The following is a 24,246-nucleotide window of genomic DNA, read 5'->3' as shown; positions in this document are numbered from 1 at the left end:
TTACTCACCCGTCCGCCGCTAGCTCAGTTACCGAAGCAACCTCGCCCGCTCGACTTGCATGTGTTAAGCCTGCCGCCAGCGTTCAATCTGAGCCATGATCAAACTCTTCAGTTAAAATCATTTTGAACCTTTAATCTAAGGCTCCAAATCTGGCTCATCAATTTTCTGACTTAAATTTCGCTCAAATAAACTTCGAGTAATTTAAACCAATTAATCAATGATAATATTTCGATTAATCAATCAGTAAAAATCCACACAAGTTGTTCTTCATAATCTCTTAATGATCTTGCTGTTATTTCGTCAATAACAGCCCAACTCAAACAACGTTGCGTTGGTGTGCTGCGTATTCTATACAGTTTTCAAATAGACGCAATATGTTTTTTAGGTTTTTTTGAAAAAAAGTATCACTCGCCTAAACTTTAGGCGTATTTAATAGTTTTATCATGTATTTCATCTTTTAGGTTAAATTTTTATGTGATTTGAATTGGTTTTTCAAATAAATTCTTTTTAGCCCATAGTAGAAAACAACCAGTTCTGTTGAACTGGTTGTAAATTTAAATTAGTTTGCCTGTTCTGCAAGCCACGACATAAATTTTTGTCGCTCAGCCTTATTGGCCTGCTGCCAAATTTGTATAAGTTGCTGTTCTTTGCCTTGTGGCTTCTGTGCAGTCTTAACTGAAGGTGTGTTTTCTGTAGCTAAGACAGCGGCAGTTGTATAAACAGCCGCAGGTTGATTGGCCGGTGCTTGCGTATGATCAGTTGCATCTACGGTTTTGCCAAACAAACTACCACTTAACCACGAACCTGTGCTTGCTTTAGCACCCGTTTGTTGAACCAATAATTGATTTTTTTGATTATATAAGCCCACAGTCGGTTGATCTTTAAATTCTTTAGCTGCTTCAAAGTCTTTTGGTGGATTCACTAAAACGAGTCGATAGTTCTCACCATCTTGCAACACTGGTGTTTTAAGCTGAATCACACCCGATTTTAAAATATCGTGTGCGCCATTATGATGTTCAAAATATTGCTGATAACGCAAGTTAATTGTATTTTCGCCTGCATTCACTTTCACTTGCTGCGCAGAACGGAATAAGCCTGCTCGTACTTCCTGATCATTCACAGCCAGCAATTTAATTTCTTCAGGAACAGAAATAGTGACTGCTGAAAATACTGAACTGCAAGCCATTAATGCTAGACCCGCCACACCAAGTTTTAACGTCATTTTTCACTCGATATCATTTATGAAAGTTTGATTGCACTATGCAATGTATAAATGACAGTTTTATGACAGCAAGTAATCCCTGTAATTTTCATGTAAATGTGACTTTTAAATCCCCCCTTACATTCCATTCATATTTTTGACAATGCTTAAAAATAAAAAAGTAGGATGAATGATCACCCTACTTTTACTTATGGATTGAAAAGGCTTAAAGCTTAGTTAAAAGTTTTAAAACGCTCTGCATCATCCATAAATGTTTTTTCGCCTGCAGGTGCTTCAATTGAACCGAATACCAATTGGCCACGTAGCTTCCAATTCGCAGGAATTTCAAAAGTTTGTGCCACTTCTTCATCTACAATTGGGTTGTAGTGCTGTAATGATGCACCTACATTGATTTCAGCTAATGCAGTCCATACTGCAACTTGAGCAATACCAGTTGAATGTTCTGACCAAACTGGGAAGTTATCTGCATAAAGTGGGAACTGCTCTTGCAAGGCTTTTACAACATTTTGATCTTCGTAGAACAATGCTGTACCAAAACCTGCAGCAAAGCTGTTAATTTTTGCTTCGGTATTTGCAAAAGCCTCAGCAGGAACCATTTTGCGTAAAGTTTCTAAAACAATATTCCAGAACTGAGTATGTGATGCACCGTATAAAGTCACTACACGTGAAGACTGTGAGTTAAATGCAGATGGACTTAAACGAACCGCTTGCTTGATTGTATTTTCAATCGTTGCTTGATCTACAGGAACATTTTTTCCAATAGCGTAGATTGAACGGCGTTTTTCTAATTGATTTAAAAATGACATTTTTTATTCCTCTTAAGAATTTTGGTAGCAACTTACTGATACAGCAATATTAAGCAGTTTATTTAGCCTAAACATTACAAAAAATACGACAGTGTGTTTTATGTATAGAACGATTATAGTTTTATAAAGTTACTAAATACCTGCTGATTACCCCAAAATAGTTTGCACTACTTTGGTTAATCAAGCCCCTATAAGAACACACTACACCATCACTAAAAAAGAAATTTATTTCAATTTAAATCAATATCATAAATAAGTTTAAGCATAAATTTTAAATTGATTTTGATAATGTGCATGACTACGTTCAGGCACTTGTTCTTCAATTGAGCCAAAAACAAGTTGTGAACGCAGCAACCAAGTATCAGGAATATCAAAATTAGCAGCCACAGCAAGATCTATGTTCGGGTTATAGTGCTGTAGTGATGCGCCAATACCTGAATCTGCCAAGCTGTCCATACCGCAAACTGTGCCATGCCTGAAGTTTGTTCTGACCAAACTGGAAACTCAGCTGCATTAAAAGGTACTTTCTTTTGTAACTGACGAATCACTTGCTGATCTTCATAAAACAATACCGTACCAAAAGCTGCAGCACATTGTTCAATTTTCATTTTCGTACCTGCAAAAAATTGTTCGGGTACAAATTTACGCTGTACGTCCTGCACAATGTTCCAAAATTTTTGATGCGATTCAGAAAATAAGATCACCACACGTGTACTTTGTGAATGATGCGCAGATGGACAACTACGCACTGCTTCCTGAATTAATTCAGTCATATAGGTTTGGCTATAATGAATACGTTTTCCTAAAGCATAAATACTACGGCGTTTCTTTAATTGATCAATGAAAGTTAGCTCATGGCCATCCTGAATTGTTTTTTTCTTGAGTTTAAAATCTTTGGTGATATCTGCTGTAAGCACATGACCAATTTTATTTAGCAATGTCATTTTAACTTCCCCAAAAAATCAATTAAAACAAGCGAATATTTTTTCTTATTCTATATAGACTCCTGTGGATTTATTCACATTCGTATTTTTAGCTGCTGCTTTTTACAACACTCAAACCCGCTAAAAACAACAAACTCCGCATTTTGCGAAGTTTGTGTGAAACTTACAGCATTTTACATTTTAGCTTTAAAACTTAATTCAAAACTTATTTTTCAGTTTCAAACAGTGCTGCAACAAATGCTTTGGCTGAGAATGGACGTAAATCATCAATTTTTTCACCCACACCAATAAAGCGAATTGGCACATGGCTACGGCTTGCAATGTTAAATAACACGCCGCCTTTTGCAGTGCCGTCCAGTTTAGTGATGGTGATGCCTGTTAAGCCAACAGCCTCATCAAACATTTCAACTTGGTTAATGGCATTTTGACCCGTGCCTGCATCCACAACCAACATCACTTCATGCGGTGCAGTCGCATCAATTTTTTGCATCACACGCTTAACTTTAGTCAATTCTTGCATCAGGTTGCTTTTGTTATGCAAACGTCCAGCAGTATCTGCAATTAACACATCAATGCCTTTGGCACGCGCACTTTCAAACGCATCGAAAATAACAGAAGCACTGTCTGCACCGTGACCTTGTGCAACAACGGCAACATCGTTACGCTCACCCCAAATCTGCAATTGTTCTGTCGCTGCAGCACGGAAAGTATCCCCTGCGGCCAACATGACTTTTTTACCTTCGCCTTGTAAGCGTTTCGCTAACTTGCCAATGGTTGTGGTTTTACCTACACCATTCACACCCACGACTAAAATCACATAAGGGGTTTTATTGGCATCAATATGTAAAGGTTTTACCCGTGGCGCAAGCAAAGCCACTAATTCTTCTTGCAAAGCCTTATATAAAGAATGTGAATAAATTAAGTCGCCACGCGCAGTACGCTCGGTCAAATTGGCAATAATGGTTTTCGTTGCATCTACACCAATATCTGCAACCAACAGTTGTTCTTCGACTTCTTCTAATAATTCATCATCAATTTCTTTACCGCCAATCAGAATATTCACCATGCCATCGGCAAAGTTTTTACGGGTTTTGGTTAACCCTTCTTTCATGCGACTAAAGAAACCACCTTTCGCAGGCGCATCCGTGTCTGATGATGTTTCTGCAGCATGTTCAGAGGTTTCTGCTTGTTGTAGAGGTGTTGTTTCAACAATCGGAATATTTACCGCTGGTAAATTCGGTAATGTGACATCATCATCTCCGATATCAGCATCAATCAAAAATTTATTTTGCCCATTAGATTGCTGTTGCATGCCGAATCCTTGAAAAGCATTGCGTTAAAAAATCGGATTCTAACATAAACCAATTGCTTTTACCTCGTATTCCAACCACATAGCCGCATACAAAAAATACCTACAGCAATCCTTGCCTTTCCGCTTTAATTTCTGAAAGATAAGCCGATAACGATTGATCTCCACTTGCTTATGTTCCAATTTTCGATGAAGTCTGTTTGTGCGTTGCTTTGGGGTTTAACAGCTTCGATTAGCCATGCTGAAGTTTTAGCTGCGAATAACACTTTTGAAACCACACTCAACAATGGTTTAAAAGTCATTATCCGTGAAGACCATCGTTCTCCCATGGTGATGACTCAAATTTGGTACAAAGTGGGCAGTAGCGATGAGTCCGGAAATACACTTGGGATTTCGCACGTACTTGAACACATGATGTTTAAAGGTACAGCCAAGGTGCCGAATGATGAATTTACCCGTTTAAGTCGTATTTATGGTGGCAGTGTCAATGCAGCAACCTTTACCAATTACACGAATTATTATCAGCTCTATCCCAAAGCCTATTTTCCTTTAGCCCTAGAACTTGAAGCGGATAGAATGAGTAACCTATTACTACGTCAGCAAGATTTTGAACCGGAAATTCGAGTGGTAATGGAAGAACGGCGCCAACGTACCGATGATAATCCTCGAGCTTTGGCATTTGAACGCTTTAAATGGATTGCTTATCCGACTAGCCATTATCGCCAACCAATTATTGGGCACATGAAAAACCTGCAAAATATTCAATTGCAGGATTTAAAAGACTGGTACAAAAAATGGTATCGCCCCAATAATGCAATTTTGGTGATTGTGGGTGATGTGGAAACCCAAGCCGCCTTGCTGCAAGTGCAAAAATACTTTGGCGATATTGCTGCTACACCTCTTCCACCACGCAACGATGTTTTAGAGTTTGAACAGTTGGGGTATCGTCACATGGAACTGAATAGCTCCGTACAAGTACCTAACTTATATATGGCTTGGAATGTTGGCTCTTTAGCTACGGTCAAAAAACCTCAAGATGCCTATGCGCTTAGCATTATTAAACAACTATTGGATGGTGGCATTACTTCACGTTTAGAACAACGCTTAGTGCGTGAGCGTAAAGTTTTGACCTCAGTCAGCGTCAGTTATGACCCATACCAACGTGGCGATATTTTATTTAGTATTTCTGCGTTACCCGCAGCAAGCATTGAGTTAAATGAGGCTCAAGCAGCTATTCAGCAAGAAATTGAAATGCTCAAACAAGAACTTGTACAGCAAAAAGAAATTGAACGAGTGATCACTAAGTTTATTGCCAATTGGGTTTATAGTCAGGATGATCTTGCAGGACAGGCTCGCATGATTGGCAACTTAGAAGTGAATGGTTTAAACCATAAATTAATGGATGCACTACCACAACAATTTCAGGCAATTACCGCAGAAGACCTGCAACGGGTTGCTAGGCATTACTTGATTAAAGACAACCTGAGCACGCTATATTTACTACCTAAAAATAGCACCACAAACGCTAATCCTTAAACGGTCATATTCATGAAAAATCGTGTATTTCATTCTTTTATTTTCACCTTAGGACTTAGCGTGCCATTTGCCACTTTCGCGATGGAAATAGATGTTGCCACAACTGTGCCACATGAGTTTTCAGAACCCAGTTTGGTTGCGCCTTTACAATCACAAAATCTATTGCACAGCTTAAATGCGGTGAATGAATTACCAGATACCCATGCACCACAGGTACACGATTTTAGAACTCGAAAACAAGTACGCAGCCTATTTGTAGAAAATACTGCATTACCAATGGTAGATATTCAATTAACCTTCAATGCAGGTTCCGCACGAGATAGCGAAGTTGAATCTGGGCTGTATGGACTTGCCAATATGGCAGCGCAACTTATAGATGAAGGTACTCCACGTTATACAGCACAAGAGGTTGCAAGCACTTTTGAAAACGTCGGCGCTCGATTTAGTGCAACAGCCTATCGGGATATGTTTGTGGTACGTCTAAGAACGCTGTCTGACCCAGATAAAATGCACACTGCCGTTGAAATGATGCTCACGCTGTTAAAACACGCAACCTTTGAACCTTCAAATATTCAGCGTGTTGTATCCAATACTCAAATTGGCCAAAAACAACTACGAGAAAACCCAAGCCGTTTAATGAATATTCGTCTGTATCGGGCAATTTATGCTAAACATCCCTACGCAGAACCGATTACAGGAACCAATGGCAGCATTAAACGTATTCAACCACAGCATTTGCAGAAATTTAGAGATCAGTTTTTAGTTGCGCAGAACATGAATATTGCCATTACAGGCAAATTAAATTTAAAAGAAGCAGAAAAATTGGCGAATCGTATCAGCTCACATATAGCACAAGGTCAAGCCGCCACCGCACTGCCCCTACCCGTAGCTGCAAGCACATTTAACATTCAGCATATTCCATACCGTTCACAACAAGCGCATGTCAGCATCGCACAGCTAGCGACCACTCGTAATGACCCTGATTATTTAGCTTTGGAAATTGCCAATCGAATGTTAGGCAGTGGCGGTTTCAACTCAATTTTAATGAAAGAATTACGGGTAAAACGTGGTCTAACGTATGCTGTCAGTAGTTCGTTTCGTTTTACTCAAGCGACTGGATTATTTAGCTTAGGCTATGCTACGCGTCAAGATCAATTGATTGAAAGCATTCAAGTGGCGCATCAAGCACTGATTAATTTCGTGCAACAACCGATAGATGCTAAACAACTTCAAGAAACCAAGGCGGGTTTAATCCGTGCTTTTCCAAATCAATACAGCAGCAATGCCAGTATTAATGCCCAGCTTGGGCACATCGGTTTTTATCGACTTCCTGCAAATTATTTAAGTGATTATGCAGAACGAGTGGAAAAAATCACCGCAGAAGATGTGCAACGTGCGATTCAAAAACATTTACAGCCTGATCGTTTAACTTTGGTGATTGTGAGCGAACATTTAGATAAAGCCACATTGGAAAAAATGCTGCAGGACAATTTACTCGCGCCAACATTTTTAACGCCGACACAGCACAAGATAAATACTATGCCAACCGAGAAGACTACTCTTGCACCAATGCAGGAAGTTGTTGAGCCCGATCTTGTTCCATTTGATGTGCCTGCATCAATTTTAAATAATGCACATAACGAATCGGACGTTGATTGAGTAAATGAACTGCCATGTCTTGGGTATTGGCATACATGGATTGTTGTGACAAACGCTCAACATTTTGAAATTGTTGCACCCCAACTGGGCGATAAAGCGCAACACTTGCCAAAGTTAAAATAATAAAAATAATACTCAGCACAACAATATTATAAATTTGCTCGAGTTTCAGTTGAGAAATAAATTGAATCGTTTTTTGAATTGCGTTGTGCATGACCTACCTCTAATCGCCTTAGTGTAGGATGCCCTTATGAGATGTACAAGTTAAACAGCTCAATTTTTACTGTATCGTCACAGTAAAAATTGAGCCTTTTTCTACAAATTCTACAAAGCATTTAGCTTTAGCCAATGGTGCCACGAATTACCGCAAAGTATAAAACCAATGCAATGACTGCAAGCACCAAGAAAATAGCAAATACACTGACACCACCCTCTGCTTCAGCAGGATGCAGTTCATCTTCATCGGCGATACGGAGTAATTCACCATCATAATTACGGTAAAACTCTATGCGATCGCTTCGCTCTAAAGTTTTGGCAAAATCAGCCACACGTTTACGTTGCGCCAAGCAGTATTCACCTAAATGAACATCTCGACGGAAAATTGCCTCATCTAGTTTTTTACGGTGATGATGTGCCAACTCAATAATTTGAGAAGTCAATGGAGGTACATCAAAAGCACATCCGTCTACGGATCTTGTCATGTTGTTCTCCTTTTTTATCATGCTTAGAGCTTTAGTTTAATCAAAATTAAACTTGTTCAATGTTTAATCATGTAAACTTGAAATATGCTCATTAACCCCGATAATTATTTGACAATTCAATCAAATTGTAATATTAGTTTAACAATAAAGCGTTAAATTGATATGAAGCCTAAAAGGTAGGCTTAAATAAGTAATCATAATTACAATAAGGAGTTTAATATGATTCAAACGATCTCTCACCATGACTTAGAGCATGTTTATGCAAATGCAGTAAACACGATTCATTCACAAATGAACTTCCAAGACGCGGTAAAACAACTCGAAGAAGCTGCACGTGCAGGACATGGTAAAGCGGCAATGTTCTTAGCAGAACTGTATTATCAAGGTTTCCGCGTAGAACGTGATTCATTGAAAGCGCAATACTGGCAAAACATGGCCACCATGCAAGCATAATAAAACGTCACTTAGGTGGCGTTTTTTTTGACCCTTTTTTTAGATGCTCCAACCATAAATACATATTTGTTTACGATTTTAAGCAAAGCTTAAACGGTATATTCATCAATTCTTTTTACAATATAGCCAAATTTTACAACCTTGCTTGATTATGAATCAGATTAACCAACTCCACCCTTTACCAAAGGATTTTCTGCTTAAAGTTACACTATTAAAATCAATGATGTACTGCGGTGTACTTTGGGGTTTATTCCATCAAGGTTGGGCAATGAGTTCAGATCACGATGATTATATTTTCCCTTTTTGGTTAAATGCGGTACAAGCGCATAAATATGCTGCTAAACATTGGCCACAATACAGCCCACGCAAAATTTCTGCACAGGATTTTGAAACCTTTTTATTGCCTACGCTCACCCGTTTAAATGTTACCCCTACGCTGCATGGTTCATCGAGTCAAAAGATAAAATTGACCACATCGCAAATGAAACATTTCTTTTTTAATCAGCCCATTTTAAATATTGCTTAAATCTAAACAGGATAGAATTGACGTAAAAATCAACGATTGTGACTCTAAAGTATTTGCAATTTTTACAATTCACGTTACTTTAAAAGTCAAACAATAAACAACAAAACAGGACACATAATATGACCAAGGTAACTCACGTTTTACAAGATAAAGCACATCACGAAATTTACACAATCCACCCAGAAGCAACCGTTTTAGAAGCAATTAGCCTCATGGCAGATAAAGGTATTGGTGCTTTGGTAGTGACCGATCAAAACCAGCATGTGGTTGGCATATTGTCTGAACGTGATTACACCCGTAAAGTCATTTTGATGGAGCGAACCTCTAAAGGCACGACGGTGAGCGAAATTATGACGGCAAAAGTTTTGACTGTAACCAAAAACACCAGTGTTGAAGAATGTCTAAGCCTGATTACTGATCACCACTTACGTCACTTACCTGTTTTGGAAAATGAACAATTAGTGGGGCTAGTTTCAATTGGTGACTTGGTAAAAGCCACTATGGATGATCAACGTAAACTGATTGAGCAGTTACAACAATATATTGCAAGCTAAGTCACTGTTTAATAAAACCTGCAAAATATAAAGTAAAGATAAACAAAAAAACCGCCTAAACTTACACATTTAGGCGGTTTTTCATATTCAGTAGAATTAATTCAAACCTAATTTTTCTGCTACATAGTCTGAATCTTTATCACCACGACCTGAAAGATTAACCACAATTTTCACGTTTTTTGCCATTTTTGGTGCTTCACGTAATGCCCACGCCACCGCATGTGAGCTTTCCAAAGCAGGTACAATACCCTCTACACGTGACAACGTCATAAAGGCATCTAAACATTCTTGGTCAGTTGCCGTTGAATACTCCACGCGACCAATGTCTTTTAAGAAGCTATGCTGCGGCCCCACACCCGGATAATCCAAACCTGAAGCAATTGAATGTACTGGCAATGGCTCGCCTTGTTCATCTTCAAGCACATAACCCGCCATACCGTGTAATTGACCCGGTTTACCCAAAGTTAAGGTTGCAGAGTGCTGATCTGTATCTAAACCATGACCTGCAGGTTCTACACCCACAAGCTTAACTTCTGGGTCATTTAAGAATGCGGTAAATGCACCCACTGCGTTTGAACCACCGCCCACACATGCCACGATATAATCTGGGTTTACACCAAAACGCTCTTGGCTTTGCAGTTTAATTTCATCACCTATAATAGATTGGAAATCACGCACCATTTTTGGAAATGGGTGTGGCCCAACCACAGAACCAATCGCATAAATAAAGTTTTTTGGGTCTTTTAAATATTCTTCAAAAGCGCTGTCCACTGCATCTTTTAAAGTGGCTGTACCGCGGGTCACTGAAATCAGGTTGGCACCTAGAATTTTCATTTTCACCACATTCGGGTGTTCTTTTTCAATATCCACCTGTCCCATGTGAATTTCACACGGAATTCCCACTAGCGCACATGCCGTCGCCAAGGCTACCCCGTGCTGTCCCGCACCAGTTTCTGCAATCACTTTGGTTTTACCCATATATTTGGCTAGCAATGCTTCACCTAAACAGTGATTGATTTTATGTGCACCTGTATGATTTAAATCTTCACGTTTCAAATAAATTTGCGCACCACCCAACTGTTCAGATAAACGCTTTGCATGAAACAAAGGACTCGGGCGCCCTACATAATTTGCAAATAAATCTTTTAATTCATTTTGAAATTCTGCTGTATGACGAATTTCTTCATAAGCAAGGTTAATTTCATCCATGGCTTCTTTTAAATGCGGTGGAATAAACTGCCCGCCATATTGTCCGAAAAAACCTTCTTCATTCGGTAATGCGATGCCATTAATTTGATGTTCCATCTCGATCCCCTCAAATTGAAATTCACGTTGCTTATCGTATTGCTATTTCATCAATATGCATGCAATAACTGATATTGATAAAAAATTAATGGAAAAAATGGCGCTTATCGCGCCAAATATTTCGTCATATCTTCAATGCCTTTTAAAGTCATTGGATACATATGATTTTCAAAAATTTGTCGAATTAAACCAATGGTATGTGTGTAATGCCAATAGCCTTCCTGTTCAGGATTCAGCCATGCGGTTTTTTCAAAATGCTGACGCAGACGTTGTAACCAAACTTGCCCTGCCTCATCATTCATATATTCTACCGAACCACCAATCGAATTCAGCTCATAAGGTGCCATACTCGCATCACCGACCACAATTACCCGATAGTCGCGTCCATAGGTATTAAATAAATCCCACGTATTCATACGGGTACTGCTACGGCGTAAATTGTCTTTCCAAACATAGTCGTATAAACAGTTGTGGAAATAAAAATATTCGAGGGTTTTAAACTCAGTTTTGGCCGCACTAAACAGTTTTTCACATTGGGCGATGTGTGCATCCATCGAGCCACCCACATCAAACAACATCAACACTTTGACGCGATTACGACGTTCTGGCACCAATTGCACATCTAAAATGCCCTGTTTGGCAGTTTCTCGGATAGTGCCATCAATATCCAATTCTTCAGCTGCACCTTGACGGGCAAATTTACGCAAACGACGCAGTGCCAATTGCATTTGTCGTGTACCTAAAATCTGTTCATCGTCTAAATTTCGATACTGACGCTGCTCCCAGACTTTAACAGCTGAACGCTTACGTCCAGGCCCACCAATGCGTACACCTTCAGGATGATCACCAAAAGCACCAAACGGTGATGTACCGCCCGTACCAATCATACGGTTGCCACCCTGATGCTTTTTATGCTGCTCGCGTAAACGCTCTTCCAGCATTTTCATCAATTCTTCTAGAGAACCTGCTTTTTTCAGCTCTTCGCGTTGTTCTGGCGTGAGATGTTTTTCTAATAGTTCTAAGTCGAACCAGTCTTTAGGCAATTGATGAACTTGCTGCAGTAAATCATCTAAATCAAAAGTGGAAATGCCATCAAAATAATCTTTCATGGCACGGTCAAACTTGTCAAAAAAACGCTCATCTTTGACCATGACGGTTTTAACAAGTTGATAGAATTCATCTTGATCTGCAAAAACCAGACCCGATGCCACCGCCTGATTTAAGTCAATCAATTCACGTGTGGTGACAGGTACACCGTAACGTCGCAAGGTATAAAACAAGCGCACGAACATGGCGTTGTCCTCCCTTAACGGCGCGACATAAAGGCTAAACGCTCAAGCAATTGCACATCTTGTTCATTTTTGATTAATGCACCGTATAAAGGCGGAATGGCTTTGCTTTTATCGCTATTACGCAAAATATCTTCCGGCATGTCATCTGCCATCAATAGGCTTAACCAATCAATTAATTCAGACGTAGATGGTGGTTTTTTTAAGCCCGGAACTTGGCGCAATTTAAAGAAAACTTGTAAAGCTTCTGAAACCAATGTGCTTGAAATATTCGGGAAATGCACATCGATAATATCACGCATGGTCGCTTCATCTGGGAAATCAATATAATGGAAGAAACAACGACGTAAAAAAGCGTCTGGCAGCTCTTTTTCATTATTTGATGTGATGATCACGATTGGACGTTGTGTTGCCGTAATGGTTTCGCCTGTTTCATAAACATAAAACGACATTTTATCGAGTTCATGTAGCAGGTCATTTGGGAATTCAATATCTGCCTTGTCAACTTCATCAATCAACAACACACAGCGTTCTTCGCTGGTAAATGCTTCCCACAATTTCCCGGGTTTAATATAGTTTTTAACGTCATACACACGGTCATCGCCCAGTTGGCTATCACGCAAACGCGACACTGCATCATATTCATATAAACCTTGCTGCGCTTTGGTGGTCGATTTAATGTGCCATGTAATCAACTTTAAACCCAAACTTTTAGCAACTTGCTCTGCCAATAAGGTTTTACCTGTACCTGGCTCACCTTTCACCAAAAGCGGTTTTTGCAAAGCACGTGCGGCTTTCACCGCAAGTTTTAAACTATCAGTCGCAATGTACTGATCTGTACCCGAAAATTGTTGCGCATCAACAGACATGATTTTACCTTAATTGTTTTAGTTACGTGGTGAGGTATTTTTCTTGGCTTTATAAGTCGTTTGTTTAAGACGGTATCTTGACCAGAAATAACCGATCAATAAGCCAAGACCGATCACAAATAAAATGGCAGATAAATTAGACCAAACCAATGGGGTTTCTTTGGTTAAAACACCAAAAAGAAGTCCAAAGATGGCTGGGGCAAGTGCTGCATTGCTGCCTTCTGATACTGTTGGGGTAAGTAAAATTGCAAACAGCACAATCCAAGTGATACCACCTAACGGATTGGGCAAGCGTTTGGCAATTTCGTACCAGCACCATAAAATAATGGCACTCCCCAACAAATAAACAGAAACAGCAATTGCAGTTTCAGGAATTGAATCCAATCCAGTCATCACACTATTCATTTCTCAACTCCTGAATAAAGCTTAAGCACCACGTAAACCTTCTGGTTCAACGGCATTTGGGTTAATTAAGCCTTCTGGTGGCACTTGAATAAAGAAGCCACGTGTTTGAATAGAATCCATGACATGCAAAACATTCACACGTGCCAACTTACGGCTTTCAGACAGTTGCAAATCCATTACAAATGTCGCACGACCAAATGCAACTCGCATTGGCTCAGGTAAAACCTCTAGCGGGTTAAACGCTTCTGCTTGATCTTCAGTTTGCTCAGGACGGGCGATGTATAAATACATCTCATCTTTTTTGCTCGATTTATAAATTGAACAGTGCATAAACAACAAAACTCTAAAAACTCAGGCAAAGGATACAACAAAAAAAACCGAGATACATTAACCATTATTAACGCATTGGTCTATGTTTACACTCAAACAAAGAATGGCGTGAAAATTCATCCATTTTCAGGTGAAAAACGGCTTTATTTAAAATGTGGATCGGTTTGATTTATTCAGCAACTTTCATCTGACCAGACAAATAACGCTCGTCGGTATGTAAAACTTCAATTAAAGGCTTGGTGAGTAATTCATAACGCCAACCTAACAAATAGTTAGGCAAATCTTGCTCATCGTTATGAAATACCACATGCTGATAAAGCGCATTGAGCCATTTTTTACGCAGCAAAACTTCTTTTGGAATTTGAGTTTCCTGTACGGCGCGTTGAATCACCTGTTCTACATTTTCGCCCACTTCTTTTGAAGAATGACGAATTGGTCGCGCCATACGTAATGGCCATTGTGATTGATCAGGCAAATATTTAATTAAATCTAAAATAGTTTTGCCATGTTCACGCACAATATGCGCACGTAAATCTTTAATAGTACTGAGCTGGAACTGATTTTTAGGATTTTTCTCGACCAAGTCCAGCATAGTAGAATTACGCAAAATAAAACTACGTGGTTGGTTTAAGGCTTTTACCATTTGCTCACGCCAAACGGCCAATTGTTGCAATTGCATGAGTTGACGGCGTGAATGACGATAGTTGCCCACATCCTGATACAACAACTCTAAAGGTGTTTCTTCACCAATTTCCTGAGTTAAATTGCGGCAATCTTCATGTGCAAAATCCTGTAAATAATTTTGTTTTAAGTCGGTTTGTACCTTATCTGCCAATTGCATTAGATACAGCACATCATTGGCAGCATAATTTAACTGCTCATCGGACAACGGACGTGCAAGCCAGTCTGAGCGAGTTTGCCCTTTATCAATATCGACATTGAGCATGGTTTTTAAAGCGTTTTGATAACTGACTTGTAAACCATGCCCTAAAAATGACATGCCAACTTGGGTATCAAACACGTTATCTAAGTTTTTTTGCTGCGCATAATGATAAATTAAATCAATATCTTCACCGCAGGCATGAAAAATATTTTGCTGCGCTTGAAACAGTTTTTCCCAAAATGCACTTAAATTTAAAGAAGTGCCATCTAACAAATAGACCTGATCATTCACATTAATTTGGAATACACCCAATTTTGGCCATAAAGTATCAACCTTAATAAATTCGGTGTCTAAACCATAAATGCTGTTTTGGCTCATTAATGCCAAGACATTTTCAAAGTCTTTTTGTTGATGAATAAATTGGAACATAGCGAGCAGGTAAAACAGGATTCTCTAGGGGTTCATTTTAAACATTAAATAGCATTTAGCTATAAAAATATGTCCAGTATTTTCAATTTTTATCTTATTTCTAAGTCGATACAGTGAAAATTTAAATTTTTTATCGTTTTTTATCTTAATTTGATTTTTTATTGGCTTTAAAGGCAAGTAATCATTTTTGTGGATGATTTATCAAATGACTATTCACATGAAATAAGCACCTAAATGCTTATTTCATTCGCATCCGATTATGCACCGCCTGACTTAAAGTATGACTATCGACATATTCAAGTTCACCACCTTGCGGCACACCTTGCGCAATACGGGTCATCTGCACAGGCAAATGTTTGGTTGCTTCTACCAAATAGTGTGCTGTCGCTTGACCTTCTACGGTTGCATTGGTCGCCAAAATGACTTCAGTAATGTTGCCATCACTTAAACGCTGAACCAAATACGGAATACCAATTTCGTCAGGCCCAATGCCATCTAATGGCGATAAATGCCCACCTAAAACATGGTATTTGCCACGAAAACTGCCGCTTTGCTCAATCGCCATGACATCGGCTGGAGATTCCACCACGCAAAGTAAGTGTGCATCACGATCATGTGAGGCGCAAATATTGCAGACTTCATCTTCCGTTAATGAGTGACAAATTGAACATTCATGAATATAGCTAGTAGCTTCGTTCAAAGCATGAGCCAAACCGACTGCACCTTCTCTATTTTTCATAATCAGGTGCAATGCCATGCGTTGAGCCGATTTTGGCCCAACACTTGGCAAAATGCGTAGCGCTTGTACCAGTTGATCAAAACGATCACTAAACATACGCCGTTCCTTAGAATAAACCAGCCAAGCCCGGTGGCAAGCCCATGCCTGAGTTTGCAGACTTCATTTTTTCTTCAGAAATTGCTTCGGCTTGACGGGCAGCATCATTCATTGCAGCGGCAATCAAATCTTCAATCATGTCTGCATCGTCTTGCAATAATTCAGGGTTGATTTCAATGCGTTTGACCACATTACGGCAGGTCATAGTCACTTTCACTAAACCACCACCTGCTTCTGCATGCACTTCAGTTTGCGCAAGTTCTTCTTTGGCTTTTTTAATGTTGTTTTCCACTTCTTTTTGCATGCGCTGTGCTTGCTGCATCAACATATTAATGTTCATAAAAATCTCCGAACAAATGATCTATTTAGTTTTAAATGAGGTCTAAACCGCGCTCGATGTCGCGAATAATATCATCAATATCTTCCAAGCCAACAGAAACACGAATTAAACCTTCGCTGATGCCTGATGCTTGTTTGGCTTCTGGGGTCATTCTGCCATGCGATGTTGTTGCAGGATGGGTAATGGTTGATTTTACATCGCCCAAATTACTGGTGATAGATAGGAAGCGTGTGTTGTCAATCACAGTCCACGCGCCTTCACGCTCGCCTTTCACCACAAAAGATACAACACCACCAAAGCCAGACTGTTGTTTTTTCGCCAACTCATGCCCCGCATGATGCGGCAGACCTGCATAATACACTTTTTCAACTTTTGGATGTGCATCTAGCCACTCGGCAAGTTTTTGTGCGCTAGCGCAATGTGCTTTCATCCGCAGGCTTAAAGTTTCTAAACCTTTTAAGAAAATCCATGCATTAAACGGACTTAATGAATTGCCCAAGGTACGAATAACGCTGTTGATTTCTTCGACCAACTTGTCTTTACCAACAACCGCACCACCCAAAGCACGCCCCTGACCATCAATATATTTGGTTGATGAATAAATAATAAGGTCTGCACCAAATTTTAGTGGTTGTTGTAAAACTGGGGTACAGAAGGTGTTATCAACTGCAAATAAAGCATTATTTGCATGTGCAATATCGGCAATGGCTTGTAAATCGCCTACTTGTGCCAATGGATTCGATGGCGTTTCAATAAATAAAAGACGTGTGTTTGGACGAATGGCTTGTTTCCAGCTGTCTAAATCTTCTAAATCAACAAAAGTGACATCGACACCAAACTTCATCACGTATTTTTCAAATAGTGAAATGATCGAGCCAAATACAGCACGTGAACAGACTACATGATCACCCGCTTTAAGATAAGCCAAAGTGATCGCATGAACGGCCGCCATACCCGAACTTGTCGCAACCGCACGTTCTGCACCATCTAATACTGCCAAGCGTTTTTCAAAAGCCTGTACAGTTGGATTGGTATAACGTGAATAGGTATTGCCTTCAATTTCACCTGAGAATTTTGCAGCTGCATCGGCAGCATTTTCACAAACAAATGATGAAGTCAGGAAAATTGGCTCACTGTGTTCGCCTTCAATTGTACGGTTGTGTCCAGTACGAATTGCCAAAGTATCTAATTGATATTCAATGTCGTCGTGTTGACTCATCTTTACTGCTCAGCCCTAAACTTAGTCCTAAGACCTGTTTGTTAAATAATTGCCAACATTTTGAGCGCCAAGCGCATTTAAGGTCAAGGTAAAATGTATAAATATCGCTTAGACTTCATTCAAATCGGCGCCACGTGTGATGGAACACCTCATGAATCAGCTACAAAGAAAATTTAATCCGCACCGAAAAAAGCTTAAAAACCTCAGCACTCGCTTATTTAAAAGCCGTGATTTGATCTTATCTCAGACCACGCCATACGACATCGTGGCACGTTATAAGTATGCGCAGATTCGCTATTACGCTTCGCCAGATAAGCAATATAAAGAGCCGCTGGTTTTTGTTGCGCCTTTAGCAATTACCATGTCGATTTATGACTTATATCCTTATCGCTCTTTAGTGAAACATTTTCAGCATAGCGGTTTTGATGTGTATTTGGTTGATTGGGGACAATTGACCTATCAACATTGTCATTTAAATTTTATGGCTTTTATTCAGGATGCAATCCCTAATTGTATTCAACTCATTTTACAACACGCCAAAGTCGAACAAATTTCACTACATGGTTGGAGTATGGCGGGTATTTTTGCCATGCTTTATACCGCCGACCAACAAACAACTCATATTAAAAACTTGATGGTTTTGGGTAGCCCTGTAGATAGCTATGCTTCGGGGCGGGTTGGTAAACTCTTTCAACTGACCAATCAACTGATTTCTAAATATCCCAAATTGCAACATGCCTTTTATTCAGGAAAAATTCCAAAGCATTTAATTCATACACCGGGTTTAATCAATGCGATTGGTTTTAAGATTTTAGACCCTAGAGCATGGCTGGAAAGCAATAAACAGATGCTGTCGAATCTGCACGACTTACAAACCTTGCATGAAAACGCAACTTTAGCCAATTTTTTAAATAATATGATTGATTATCCGGGTGGGATTAATCAGGACATGGTATTGAATGTATGGCTGCAAAACCCACTCAAACAAGGTCATATTCAACTCAAACAACATCAGATAGACCTTAAAAATATTCATTGTTCACTTTTGGTCGGTGCGGGTGATAGCGATCAAATTGTCACTGCTGAAGCTGCTCAACCTTTATGTGAATTGACAAGTAGTACCGATGTCACGTTTACTCTTATTCCAGGTGGACATTTGGGTTTAATGTCCAGTCAAAAAAGTGCCAATGAATTCTGGCCTAAACTGACCACTTGGTTAGAACAACGATCTAGCAAAATTGCATAAAGAGAGCAAAAACATGATTCAATCTGTTGCATTTATTGGCTTAGGCGCAATGGGCTACCGCATGGCAGCCCATTTACCTAAACATTTTGATACGGTCTATGTCTGGAATCGTAACTTTGCCAAAGCCGAGCAACATGCTGCTGAATATGGCACACAAGCGGTTGAATTGGCTCAAGCGGTGCAAGCAGATATTATTTTTTCTTGCTTGCCCACCAGTACCGAAGTTGAAAACCTGATTGCACAAGTTCAACTTAAAGCAGGTTCAGTCTGGGTCGATTGCACCAGTGGCGTACCCGAAAGTGCTAAAAAATTGGTACAACAACTTGAAGCACAACAGATCGACTTTTTAGATGCACCTGTAAGTGGACAAACCATTGGTGCAGAAAATGCCACATTAACAGTCATGATTGGCGGTAAAGCTGCTGCTTTTGAAAAAGCCCTACCTGCAATTCAGGCTTTTGGTAAAGTGATTCAGCATGTGGGTGAACCTGGTGCTGGCTTTGCCGTAAAAGCGGTGAATAATATGTTAATGGCAGTGAGTTTGTGTGCTGCAGCTGAAGGCTTTACCACCTTAAAAGCGCATGGCGTAAACTTAAATCAGGCTCTGCAATGCATTAATGCCTCGAGTGGCAAAAGTGCTGTCACAGAAATGATTTTACCGCAACGAGTATTGAATCGTGCTTTCCCAAATACCTTTGCCCTGCCTTTACTTGCCAAAGATACAGGCATTGCACTGGATTTAGTCCGTGAGGCAGCCTTGCCCGCACCTGTGCTGGCATTAACTCAAAGTCTGATTCAAGCGGCAAATTTAACTGCAGAAAAAGACAGTGATTTTTCCACTGCTGTGAAAATGTATGAATTATGGAGTAATATTACCCTAGAGTAAGAACTCGCCATTGAATATACAGCCATAAACCCAATAATGTGTATTAAGTGGCTAGTCACACCATCATTAAATAGAGGAAACTCTTATGAACAAGTTTAGCATTGCCGTATTTGCAAGCCTTGTAACTTTAATTGGGGCAAGTTCAACTGCTTTTGCATCTGAACAAGAATGTCAGAAACTGAAAAATGACCACGATGTTATTTATGCATCTAAAGGGTTCTGCTTCAAAGACCCAGAAGCTAAAGCACGTTTTGGTAATGACAACTGCTATACAACCAAACCTAAGTTTTCTGAAAAAGAACAACAACGTCTTGACGCAATCAAAGAACGTCAAAAAGAACTGAACTGTAAATAACCGTTCTGAAATATCAAAGCTGAATTTAAGGAATCATAATGGCTTACGATGATCAAAATATTTTTGCAAGAATTCTACGTGGCGAACTTCCTGCAATTAAAGTGTATGAAGATGACCAAGTTCTTGCGTTTATGGACATCATGCCGCAAGCCGATGGTCACACTCTTGTGATTCCTAAAACGCCTGCGGTGACTTTACTGGACTTACCTGCAGATGCAGCAGCATATACCATTCAAATTGTGCAAAAAATTGCAAAAGCAATGCAGCAAGCTTTGGGTGTAGATGGTATCGTGTTAATGCAATTGTCAGGTACAAGCGCAGGTCAAACTGTCCCCCACGTACATTTTCACTTAATTCCGACATCAGTTCATCAACTTGGGAAACATGCTGCACAAATGGGCGACCAAGAAAAAATTAAAGCTCAAGCGGAAAAAATTAAAGCAGCGCTTTAAATATTTCAAAAATGTCATACAAAAAATGGAGCAGCTGCTCCATTTTTTTTGCATTCAGCTTTCTTCATTCATTTATACCACCATTTATGACACTAAGATGTCTTTCCCTTTGCAATTAAGTTATTTATTTCACATATTTTTCTATAAATAGAAATATAATCATTAAAAAAATGCGAATAAAAGTAAGTTTTTGATCTAACTTGTACTTTTTAATAATTTTGAAATATTTCCTTAATATTACTGTCGCATTTGTAAGGAATACTTAGCACCAATAGAGAACAGCGGTAGATCAACCCTACTTCTGAACAATGTTTAGGACTAAAAAACAATAGTCTGTATTGGAGCTACACATGAAAAAAACGCTTTGCGCATTAGCAGTTGGGGCAACCTTTTTAACACCAGCATTAGCGATGGCTGCTGATGTTAAAGTTTATGGTCGTGCACACGTATCTTTAGACTATCTTGATGATGGTAAAGACTATAACGAAGTTGGTCTTTCTTCTAACTCATCACGTTTAGGCTTCAAAGCTGAACAAAAATTAGAAAACGGCATGACTGTTTTTGGTCAAATCGAACAAGAAATTAACTTTGCTAGCGGCTCTGCAAATGATGATTTAGAGTTTGCTACTCGTGATACCTTTGTAGGCTTAAAAGGTGATTTTGGTCAAGCGCGTGTAGGTCGCTTCGACAGCCCATTTAAAGCTGCACGTGGTCCAGTCAACTTCTTCGGTGACATGGTTGGTGACATCCGTAACGTAACCCGTGCTGGTAATTTACGTTTTGACGAGCGTAATGCCAATACAATTGAATATAAAACTCCTAAATTTGGCGGTGGTTTTAACGTAACTGGTGCTTTATCACTGCACGAACAAAACAGCCCTGATGCTGCAAAAGATGGAGCTAAAGATAAAGATAAAGCTTATGACTTAGCTTTAACTTATAAAGAAGGCAAAGTAGATTTTGCTGCTGCTTATGAGCACTACGAAGAAGATGCTGGTCGTGGTGAGCGTGATGGCTTCCGTGTTGCAGCTGCTTATAAAATCACACCTGAATTTAACTTAGGTGCTTTATACCAGTATTTAACACATGACAATGATACTGCAAACCCAGATGTGCAAGTATTTGGTGTAGCGGCTGACTATAAAGTTGCGCCGAAGACTTATGTACGCGGTCAGGTATTCCACCGTGACGTTGACACCGAAGATGCAAACTCTACACTTTTAGCAGTTGGCGTGGAACATCGTTTAGACAAGGCTGTACGTGTATACGCAAACCTTGCAACCATGTTAAATGATAAAAATGCTGATCTTACTCCTTGGAAAGAAGGTCGTAGCTTTGGTAACTCCGTAAAAGGTGCTAAAGACGAAAACTCAACAGCTCTTTCTTTAGGTTTCCGTTACGACTTCTAAGTCTGAACCAAACTTAAAACATAAAAACACGCTTCGGCGTGTTTTTTGCATACTTAAAAAACCAAATAAAAACTAAGCCAACAAACTTGCTGGCTTAGTTTATTCAAGTCAGTTTTGCAAAGCTGAATTTTTCAATATTAACGCTTAAAAAATCCAGACACTAAATTCATGACTTGTTGAATATCGTCGTTGGCTTCTTGTTTGCTAGTTTGCTCACCTTGTGGTGTCAATGAATCAATAATTTGCGGCAATACTGCAGAAATCGCATTATAAATATCTTGCTTTGGCGCCTGAGTTTGCTGTGCGACCTGCTCTACATCGGCATCATCAAATAAACTTTGTACTTGTTCAGCACCTACATGCGCATTTTCACCTGGGCCTGTAGACACCCAATCATCCACCTGACTGGTTAAGCCTTGTCCTTTGAGTTTATCCAAAGCACCTTGCAAGCCACCCTGTTTTTGAATCCATGCCAACACCAAAGGCAAAACTGCAATCAATAAACTTTGTGTACCTGAAGCACCTGTAGCAGAACGCTGTTGTTGCCCACCTAACTGACCTAGTACCGAACCAAGAATGCCACCCAAGCCGCCTTGCGCAGATTGTTGGTTATTACCACCAAGTTGCCCCAAAACCGAACCTAAAATACCACCCAATCCGCCTTGAGATTGATTAGATTGCTGATTCGCGCCCAATGCCTGCTTTGCTAAAATTTCAACAATATTGCTTAAATTGGTCATTTTATTTTCCTCATAATGCCCTTATGACAGCATACGAAGTTTTGACTGAATTGCGCGCTTGAAATTGTTAAATTTTGCAATATCCTAAATTTATGTGAATTAATTATCATTATTAGAATTTTGTGATCGTAATTCAGCACTTACCAGCGGAATTTATCCCAATTTTCAGGGTTTGCCCAAAACTTAGAATTAAACCAATCAGGCACGTGCTTATAAGTCAAAATATTAAATTGCCATAAGCATAAATGATGCTGCTCAAAGCGATGTTCAATCAATTGCGTAAAACCAAGTGCTCTAAGCAATTGCTCATCTTCACGTGCAGCAATTACCACAATACGCTTTGCCAATAAATCACGTAGCTTTACCAAAATTTGCGAGGTGTGTTGTGGCGTCTGCGCAGCAAAATCGGCAGCATCTAAAAATACAACTGCCAAATCAAAACGTTGGGTAAAAGGCAGATTTAAAAATGCCAATGCGCTAAAATACTGCCATTGGATAGTTGGCTGCTCATCAGCCGCTTGATTGTTATACTTCGGGCTTGCTTCAATATTTTGCCCTATACACAATGCAGTAGAAATTGGCTGTTGTTGAGATAAATCATCAATTAATGCTTGAATTAAACGCATTTCAGCCATCACTGCATTCCTTCATTTTCGAGAGAGTATTCTTATGGAACTACAAGGCATTTGCCATAAAATGCACGCAGGTCTTAAGGACCATAGTGTAACTGATGAACAGGTACACAAGGCAAATGTTGAATATAAATTTATTCTAGACCGTGCAGAAATTGACCTGCCTTTTCAGCTTGGGCAAGAACTTGAACTGGAATGGACGGGCAATATTTATTGTGTTTCTTGTGGTGTGAAAACACCAAAATCCTATTCGCAAGGACATTGTTTCAAGTGTTTTAAAACCAAAGCATCTTGCGATATGTGCATCATGAAGCCTGAGACCTGTCACTATCATTTAGGTACCTGTCGTGAAGATAGTTTTGCTCAAGAAGTCTGCTTTCAACCGCACATCGTATATTTAGCCAATTCAAGTGCTTTAAAAGTGGGAATCACCCGTTTAGGTCAAATGCCTACACGTTGGTTAGATCAGGGCGCAACCCAAGCCTTACCAATTATGAAAGTCGGCTCACGTCGTTTATCTGGGCAATTAGAAGTTATGTTTGGTACACAAGTCGCAGATAAAACCGACTGGCGCAAACTACTCAAAGGCGAAGCAGAGCCGCTAAACCTAATTGAAGTGCGTGAACAACTGATTGAAGAGTTTGCGCCTAAAATTCAGACCATTCGTGATGAGTTTAGTCAAAACCTTGAATTCAACGAAACGGTAGAGCTTTTAGATCAGGAACTTCCGCGTGAATTTGTGTACCCTGTAGAACAGTATCCTGAGAAAATTAAATCGCATAACTTAGATAAAACCCCAATCATTCGCGGCAAACTGCAAGGAATTAAAGGGCAATATTTAATCTTGGATACAGGTGTCATCAACATTCGTAAATACACAGGTTATGAGCTAAAAATTCGCGCTGAATAAAT

27 protein-coding genes, 1 rRNA gene and 1 pseudogene are annotated in these 24,246 nt (G+C 39.6%); 11 read left to right on the top strand and 18 right to left on the bottom strand.

The window, feature by feature from the left end; all coding sequences use genetic code 11:
* From FTU66_RS06125 to ftsY, 5 genes and pseudogenes are all read right to left on the bottom strand, one after another.
* Window positions 1–114: ribosomal RNA gene (locus FTU66_RS06125) — 16S ribosomal RNA — on the bottom strand; the annotation flags it as partial.
* Window positions 115–559: 445 nt separating this feature from the next.
* Window positions 560–1,222, bottom strand: a complete 663-nt coding sequence (locus tag FTU66_RS06120; protein ID WP_168460345.1) for a DUF2057 domain-containing protein — start codon at window positions 1,220–1,222, stop codon at window positions 560–562.
* Window positions 1,223–1,434: 212 nt separating this feature from the next.
* On the bottom strand, window positions 1,435–2,028 hold the full coding sequence (locus FTU66_RS06115; RefSeq protein ID WP_168542034.1) for a nitroreductase family protein: 594 nt from the start codon (window positions 2,026–2,028) through the stop codon (window positions 1,435–1,437).
* 258 nt (window positions 2,029–2,286) lie between these two features.
* Window positions 2,287–2,972, bottom strand: a pseudogene (locus FTU66_RS06110) (nitroreductase family protein).
* Between the two features lie 205 nt (window positions 2,973–3,177).
* The gene (gene ftsY / locus FTU66_RS06105; protein WP_004976589.1) at window positions 3,178–4,284 is read right to left on the bottom strand and encodes a signal recognition particle-docking protein FtsY; all 1,107 of its coding nucleotides are present in this window, start codon (window positions 4,282–4,284) and stop codon (window positions 3,178–3,180) included.
* 186 nt (window positions 4,285–4,470) lie between these two features.
* On the opposite strand from ftsY, the gene FTU66_RS06100 reads away from it, so the two are divergent.
* Complete coding sequence (locus tag FTU66_RS06100) at window positions 4,471–5,817, top strand: pitrilysin family protein (RefSeq protein WP_257222064.1); 1,347 nt, start codon at window positions 4,471–4,473, stop codon at window positions 5,815–5,817.
* Between the two features lie 12 nt (window positions 5,818–5,829).
* Entirely contained in the window at window positions 5,830–7,476 is a 1,647-nt protein-coding gene (locus tag FTU66_RS06095; protein WP_180112478.1) for a pitrilysin family protein, read from the top strand.
* On the opposite strand, the gene FTU66_RS06090 is transcribed toward FTU66_RS06095, so the two are convergent.
* Together FTU66_RS06090 and FTU66_RS06085 are read right to left on the bottom strand one after the other, a co-directional pair.
* Complete coding sequence (locus tag FTU66_RS06090; RefSeq protein WP_004976594.1) at window positions 7,373–7,690, bottom strand: hypothetical protein; 318 nt, start codon at window positions 7,688–7,690, stop codon at window positions 7,373–7,375. The two genes, FTU66_RS06095 and FTU66_RS06090, sit on opposite strands and share 104 nt — an antisense overlap.
* A gap of 127 nt (window positions 7,691–7,817) precedes the next feature.
* Window positions 7,818–8,177 carry a hypothetical protein gene (locus FTU66_RS06085; protein WP_167845990.1) on the bottom strand — a complete coding sequence of 120 codons (360 nt, stop codon included), beginning with the start codon at window positions 8,175–8,177 and terminating at the stop codon, window positions 7,818–7,820.
* A 219-nt stretch (window positions 8,178–8,396) separates the two neighbouring features.
* Here FTU66_RS06085 and FTU66_RS06080 point away from each other — a divergent pair, with 219 nt between their 5' ends.
* The 3 genes from FTU66_RS06080 to FTU66_RS06070 all read left to right on the top strand — a co-directional run bounded on the left by FTU66_RS06080 (window position 8,397) and on the right by FTU66_RS06070 (window position 9,710).
* Window positions 8,397–8,630 (top strand): hypothetical protein, encoded by a 234-nt coding sequence (locus tag FTU66_RS06080; RefSeq protein ID WP_004976599.1) that lies wholly within the window; start codon window positions 8,397–8,399, stop codon window positions 8,628–8,630.
* 151 nt (window positions 8,631–8,781) lie between these two features.
* Window positions 8,782–9,156: a DUF2750 domain-containing protein gene (locus FTU66_RS06075; protein ID WP_180112477.1), complete on the top strand. Its 375-nt coding sequence runs from the start codon at window positions 8,782–8,784 to the stop codon at window positions 9,154–9,156.
* Between the two features lie 119 nt (window positions 9,157–9,275).
* Complete coding sequence (locus tag FTU66_RS06070; protein ID WP_180112476.1) at window positions 9,276–9,710, top strand: CBS domain-containing protein; 435 nt, start codon at window positions 9,276–9,278, stop codon at window positions 9,708–9,710.
* 96 nt (window positions 9,711–9,806) lie between these two features.
* Here the strand turns inward: FTU66_RS06070 and trpB are convergent, their stop codons facing one another.
* From trpB to FTU66_RS06025, 9 genes are all read right to left on the bottom strand, one after another.
* Window positions 9,807–11,015 carry a tryptophan synthase subunit beta gene (gene trpB, locus FTU66_RS06065; RefSeq protein ID WP_180112475.1) on the bottom strand — a complete coding sequence of 403 codons (1,209 nt, stop codon included), beginning with the start codon at window positions 11,013–11,015 and terminating at the stop codon, window positions 9,807–9,809.
* A 104-nt stretch (window positions 11,016–11,119) separates the two neighbouring features.
* Complete coding sequence (locus tag FTU66_RS06060) at window positions 11,120–12,307, bottom strand: VWA domain-containing protein (protein WP_178319350.1); 1,188 nt, start codon at window positions 12,305–12,307, stop codon at window positions 11,120–11,122.
* 14 nt (window positions 12,308–12,321) lie between these two features.
* Window positions 12,322–13,173, bottom strand: coding sequence for a MoxR family ATPase (locus tag FTU66_RS06055; RefSeq protein ID WP_180112474.1), 852 nt, complete (start codon window positions 13,171–13,173; stop codon window positions 12,322–12,324).
* An 18-nt stretch (window positions 13,174–13,191) separates the two neighbouring features.
* The gene (locus FTU66_RS06050; RefSeq protein WP_180112473.1) at window positions 13,192–13,578 is read right to left on the bottom strand and encodes a hypothetical protein; all 387 of its coding nucleotides are present in this window, start codon (window positions 13,576–13,578) and stop codon (window positions 13,192–13,194) included.
* A gap of 21 nt (window positions 13,579–13,599) precedes the next feature.
* A complete protein-coding gene (locus FTU66_RS06045) occupies window positions 13,600–13,908 on the bottom strand; it encodes a YcgL domain-containing protein (RefSeq protein ID WP_004976615.1) in 309 nt (102 codons plus the stop codon).
* A gap of 169 nt (window positions 13,909–14,077) precedes the next feature.
* A complete protein-coding gene (locus FTU66_RS06040; RefSeq protein WP_180112472.1) occupies window positions 14,078–15,220 on the bottom strand; it encodes an HRDC domain-containing protein in 1,143 nt (380 codons plus the stop codon).
* 238 nt (window positions 15,221–15,458) lie between these two features.
* Window positions 15,459–16,055, bottom strand: a complete 597-nt coding sequence (recR, locus tag FTU66_RS06035) for a recombination mediator RecR (RefSeq protein ID WP_019837914.1) — start codon at window positions 16,053–16,055, stop codon at window positions 15,459–15,461.
* A 10-nt stretch (window positions 16,056–16,065) separates the two neighbouring features.
* The gene (locus FTU66_RS06030) at window positions 16,066–16,395 is read right to left on the bottom strand and encodes a YbaB/EbfC family nucleoid-associated protein (protein ID WP_004976621.1); all 330 of its coding nucleotides are present in this window, start codon (window positions 16,393–16,395) and stop codon (window positions 16,066–16,068) included.
* 31 nt (window positions 16,396–16,426) lie between these two features.
* Window positions 16,427–17,614, bottom strand: a complete 1,188-nt coding sequence (locus tag FTU66_RS06025) for an O-succinylhomoserine sulfhydrylase (RefSeq protein WP_180112471.1) — start codon at window positions 17,612–17,614, stop codon at window positions 16,427–16,429.
* 151 nt (window positions 17,615–17,765) lie between these two features.
* On the opposite strand from FTU66_RS06025, the gene FTU66_RS06020 reads away from it, so the two are divergent.
* The 5 genes from FTU66_RS06020 (at window position 17,766) to FTU66_RS06000 (ending at window position 21,962) form a co-directional block, all read left to right on the top strand.
* Window positions 17,766–18,860 (top strand): alpha/beta fold hydrolase, encoded by a 1,095-nt coding sequence (locus tag FTU66_RS06020; RefSeq protein ID WP_131261453.1) that lies wholly within the window; start codon window positions 17,766–17,768, stop codon window positions 18,858–18,860.
* A 13-nt stretch (window positions 18,861–18,873) separates the two neighbouring features.
* A complete protein-coding gene (locus FTU66_RS06015) occupies window positions 18,874–19,746 on the top strand; it encodes an NAD(P)-dependent oxidoreductase (protein WP_180112470.1) in 873 nt (290 codons plus the stop codon).
* Between the two features lie 85 nt (window positions 19,747–19,831).
* A complete protein-coding gene (locus FTU66_RS06010; protein ID WP_180112469.1) occupies window positions 19,832–20,101 on the top strand; it encodes a YARHG domain-containing protein in 270 nt (89 codons plus the stop codon).
* A gap of 38 nt (window positions 20,102–20,139) precedes the next feature.
* Window positions 20,140–20,553 (top strand): HIT family protein, encoded by a 414-nt coding sequence (locus tag FTU66_RS06005; protein ID WP_178867793.1) that lies wholly within the window; start codon window positions 20,140–20,142, stop codon window positions 20,551–20,553.
* A 350-nt stretch (window positions 20,554–20,903) separates the two neighbouring features.
* Window positions 20,904–21,962 carry a porin gene (locus FTU66_RS06000; RefSeq protein ID WP_180112468.1) on the top strand — a complete coding sequence of 353 codons (1,059 nt, stop codon included), beginning with the start codon at window positions 20,904–20,906 and terminating at the stop codon, window positions 21,960–21,962.
* Between the two features lie 137 nt (window positions 21,963–22,099).
* On the opposite strand, the gene FTU66_RS05995 is transcribed toward FTU66_RS06000, so the two are convergent.
* The gene (locus FTU66_RS05995) at window positions 22,100–22,702 is read right to left on the bottom strand and encodes a YidB family protein (protein ID WP_180112467.1); all 603 of its coding nucleotides are present in this window, start codon (window positions 22,700–22,702) and stop codon (window positions 22,100–22,102) included.
* A gap of 140 nt (window positions 22,703–22,842) precedes the next feature.
* A complete protein-coding gene (locus FTU66_RS05990) occupies window positions 22,843–23,337 on the bottom strand; it encodes a DUF6231 family protein (protein WP_004976635.1) in 495 nt (164 codons plus the stop codon).
* Between the two features lie 34 nt (window positions 23,338–23,371).
* Here FTU66_RS05990 and FTU66_RS05985 point away from each other — a divergent pair, with 34 nt between their 5' ends.
* Entirely contained in the window at window positions 23,372–24,244 is an 873-nt protein-coding gene (locus FTU66_RS05985) for a DUF2797 domain-containing protein (RefSeq protein WP_131261455.1), read from the top strand.
* Window positions 24,245–24,246: the final 2 nt, after the last annotated feature.

The organism is Acinetobacter sp. YH12131, assembly GCF_013418635.1.
GTDB lineage: Bacteria > Pseudomonadota > Gammaproteobacteria > Pseudomonadales > Moraxellaceae > Acinetobacter > Acinetobacter towneri.
Note: the sequence above shows the minus strand (reverse complement) of the source record. Positions and strands in the feature narration are given on the sequence as shown.

Coding starts and splice junctions, on each gene's coding strand:
- FTU66_RS06120 (WP_168460345.1), bottom strand. CDS start 1,222: ATGACGTTAAAACTTGGTGTGGCGGGTCTAGCATTAATGGCTTGCAGT.
- FTU66_RS06115 (WP_168542034.1), bottom strand. CDS start 2,028: ATGTCATTTTTAAATCAATTAGAAAAACGCCGTTCAATCTACGCTATT.
- ftsY (WP_004976589.1), bottom strand. CDS start 4,284: ATGCAACAGCAATCTAATGGGCAAAATAAATTTTTGATTGATGCTGAT.
- FTU66_RS06100 (WP_257222064.1), top strand. CDS start 4,471: ATGAAGTCTGTTTGTGCGTTGCTTTGGGGTTTAACAGCTTCGATTAGC.
- FTU66_RS06095 (WP_180112478.1), top strand. CDS start 5,830: ATGAAAAATCGTGTATTTCATTCTTTTATTTTCACCTTAGGACTTAGC.
- FTU66_RS06090 (WP_004976594.1), bottom strand. CDS start 7,690: ATGCACAACGCAATTCAAAAAACGATTCAATTTATTTCTCAACTGAAA.
- FTU66_RS06085 (WP_167845990.1), bottom strand. CDS start 8,177: ATGACAAGATCCGTAGACGGATGTGCTTTTGATGTACCTCCATTGACT.
- FTU66_RS06080 (WP_004976599.1), top strand. CDS start 8,397: ATGATTCAAACGATCTCTCACCATGACTTAGAGCATGTTTATGCAAAT.
- FTU66_RS06075 (WP_180112477.1), top strand. CDS start 8,782: ATGAATCAGATTAACCAACTCCACCCTTTACCAAAGGATTTTCTGCTT.
- FTU66_RS06070 (WP_180112476.1), top strand. CDS start 9,276: ATGACCAAGGTAACTCACGTTTTACAAGATAAAGCACATCACGAAATT.
- trpB (WP_180112475.1), bottom strand. CDS start 11,015: ATGGAACATCAAATTAATGGCATCGCATTACCGAATGAAGAAGGTTTT.
- FTU66_RS06060 (WP_178319350.1), bottom strand. CDS start 12,307: ATGTTCGTGCGCTTGTTTTATACCTTGCGACGTTACGGTGTACCTGTC.
- FTU66_RS06055 (WP_180112474.1), bottom strand. CDS start 13,173: ATGTCTGTTGATGCGCAACAATTTTCGGGTACAGATCAGTACATTGCG.
- FTU66_RS06050 (WP_180112473.1), bottom strand. CDS start 13,578: ATGAATAGTGTGATGACTGGATTGGATTCAATTCCTGAAACTGCAATT.
- FTU66_RS06045 (WP_004976615.1), bottom strand. CDS start 13,908: ATGCACTGTTCAATTTATAAATCGAGCAAAAAAGATGAGATGTATTTA.
- FTU66_RS06040 (WP_180112472.1), bottom strand. CDS start 15,220: ATGTTCCAATTTATTCATCAACAAAAAGACTTTGAAAATGTCTTGGCA.
- recR (WP_019837914.1), bottom strand. CDS start 16,055: ATGTTTAGTGATCGTTTTGATCAACTGGTACAAGCGCTACGCATTTTG.
- FTU66_RS06030 (WP_004976621.1), bottom strand. CDS start 16,395: ATGAACATTAATATGTTGATGCAGCAAGCACAGCGCATGCAAAAAGAA.
- FTU66_RS06025 (WP_180112471.1), bottom strand. CDS start 17,614: ATGAGTCAACACGACGACATTGAATATCAATTAGATACTTTGGCAATT.
- FTU66_RS06020 (WP_131261453.1), top strand. CDS start 17,766: ATGAATCAGCTACAAAGAAAATTTAATCCGCACCGAAAAAAGCTTAAA.
- FTU66_RS06015 (WP_180112470.1), top strand. CDS start 18,874: ATGATTCAATCTGTTGCATTTATTGGCTTAGGCGCAATGGGCTACCGC.
- FTU66_RS06010 (WP_180112469.1), top strand. CDS start 19,832: ATGAACAAGTTTAGCATTGCCGTATTTGCAAGCCTTGTAACTTTAATT.
- FTU66_RS06005 (WP_178867793.1), top strand. CDS start 20,140: ATGGCTTACGATGATCAAAATATTTTTGCAAGAATTCTACGTGGCGAA.
- FTU66_RS06000 (WP_180112468.1), top strand. CDS start 20,904: ATGAAAAAAACGCTTTGCGCATTAGCAGTTGGGGCAACCTTTTTAACA.
- FTU66_RS05995 (WP_180112467.1), bottom strand. CDS start 22,702: ATGACCAATTTAAGCAATATTGTTGAAATTTTAGCAAAGCAGGCATTG.
- FTU66_RS05990 (WP_004976635.1), bottom strand. CDS start 23,337: ATGGCTGAAATGCGTTTAATTCAAGCATTAATTGATGATTTATCTCAA.
- FTU66_RS05985 (WP_131261455.1), top strand. CDS start 23,372: ATGGAACTACAAGGCATTTGCCATAAAATGCACGCAGGTCTTAAGGAC.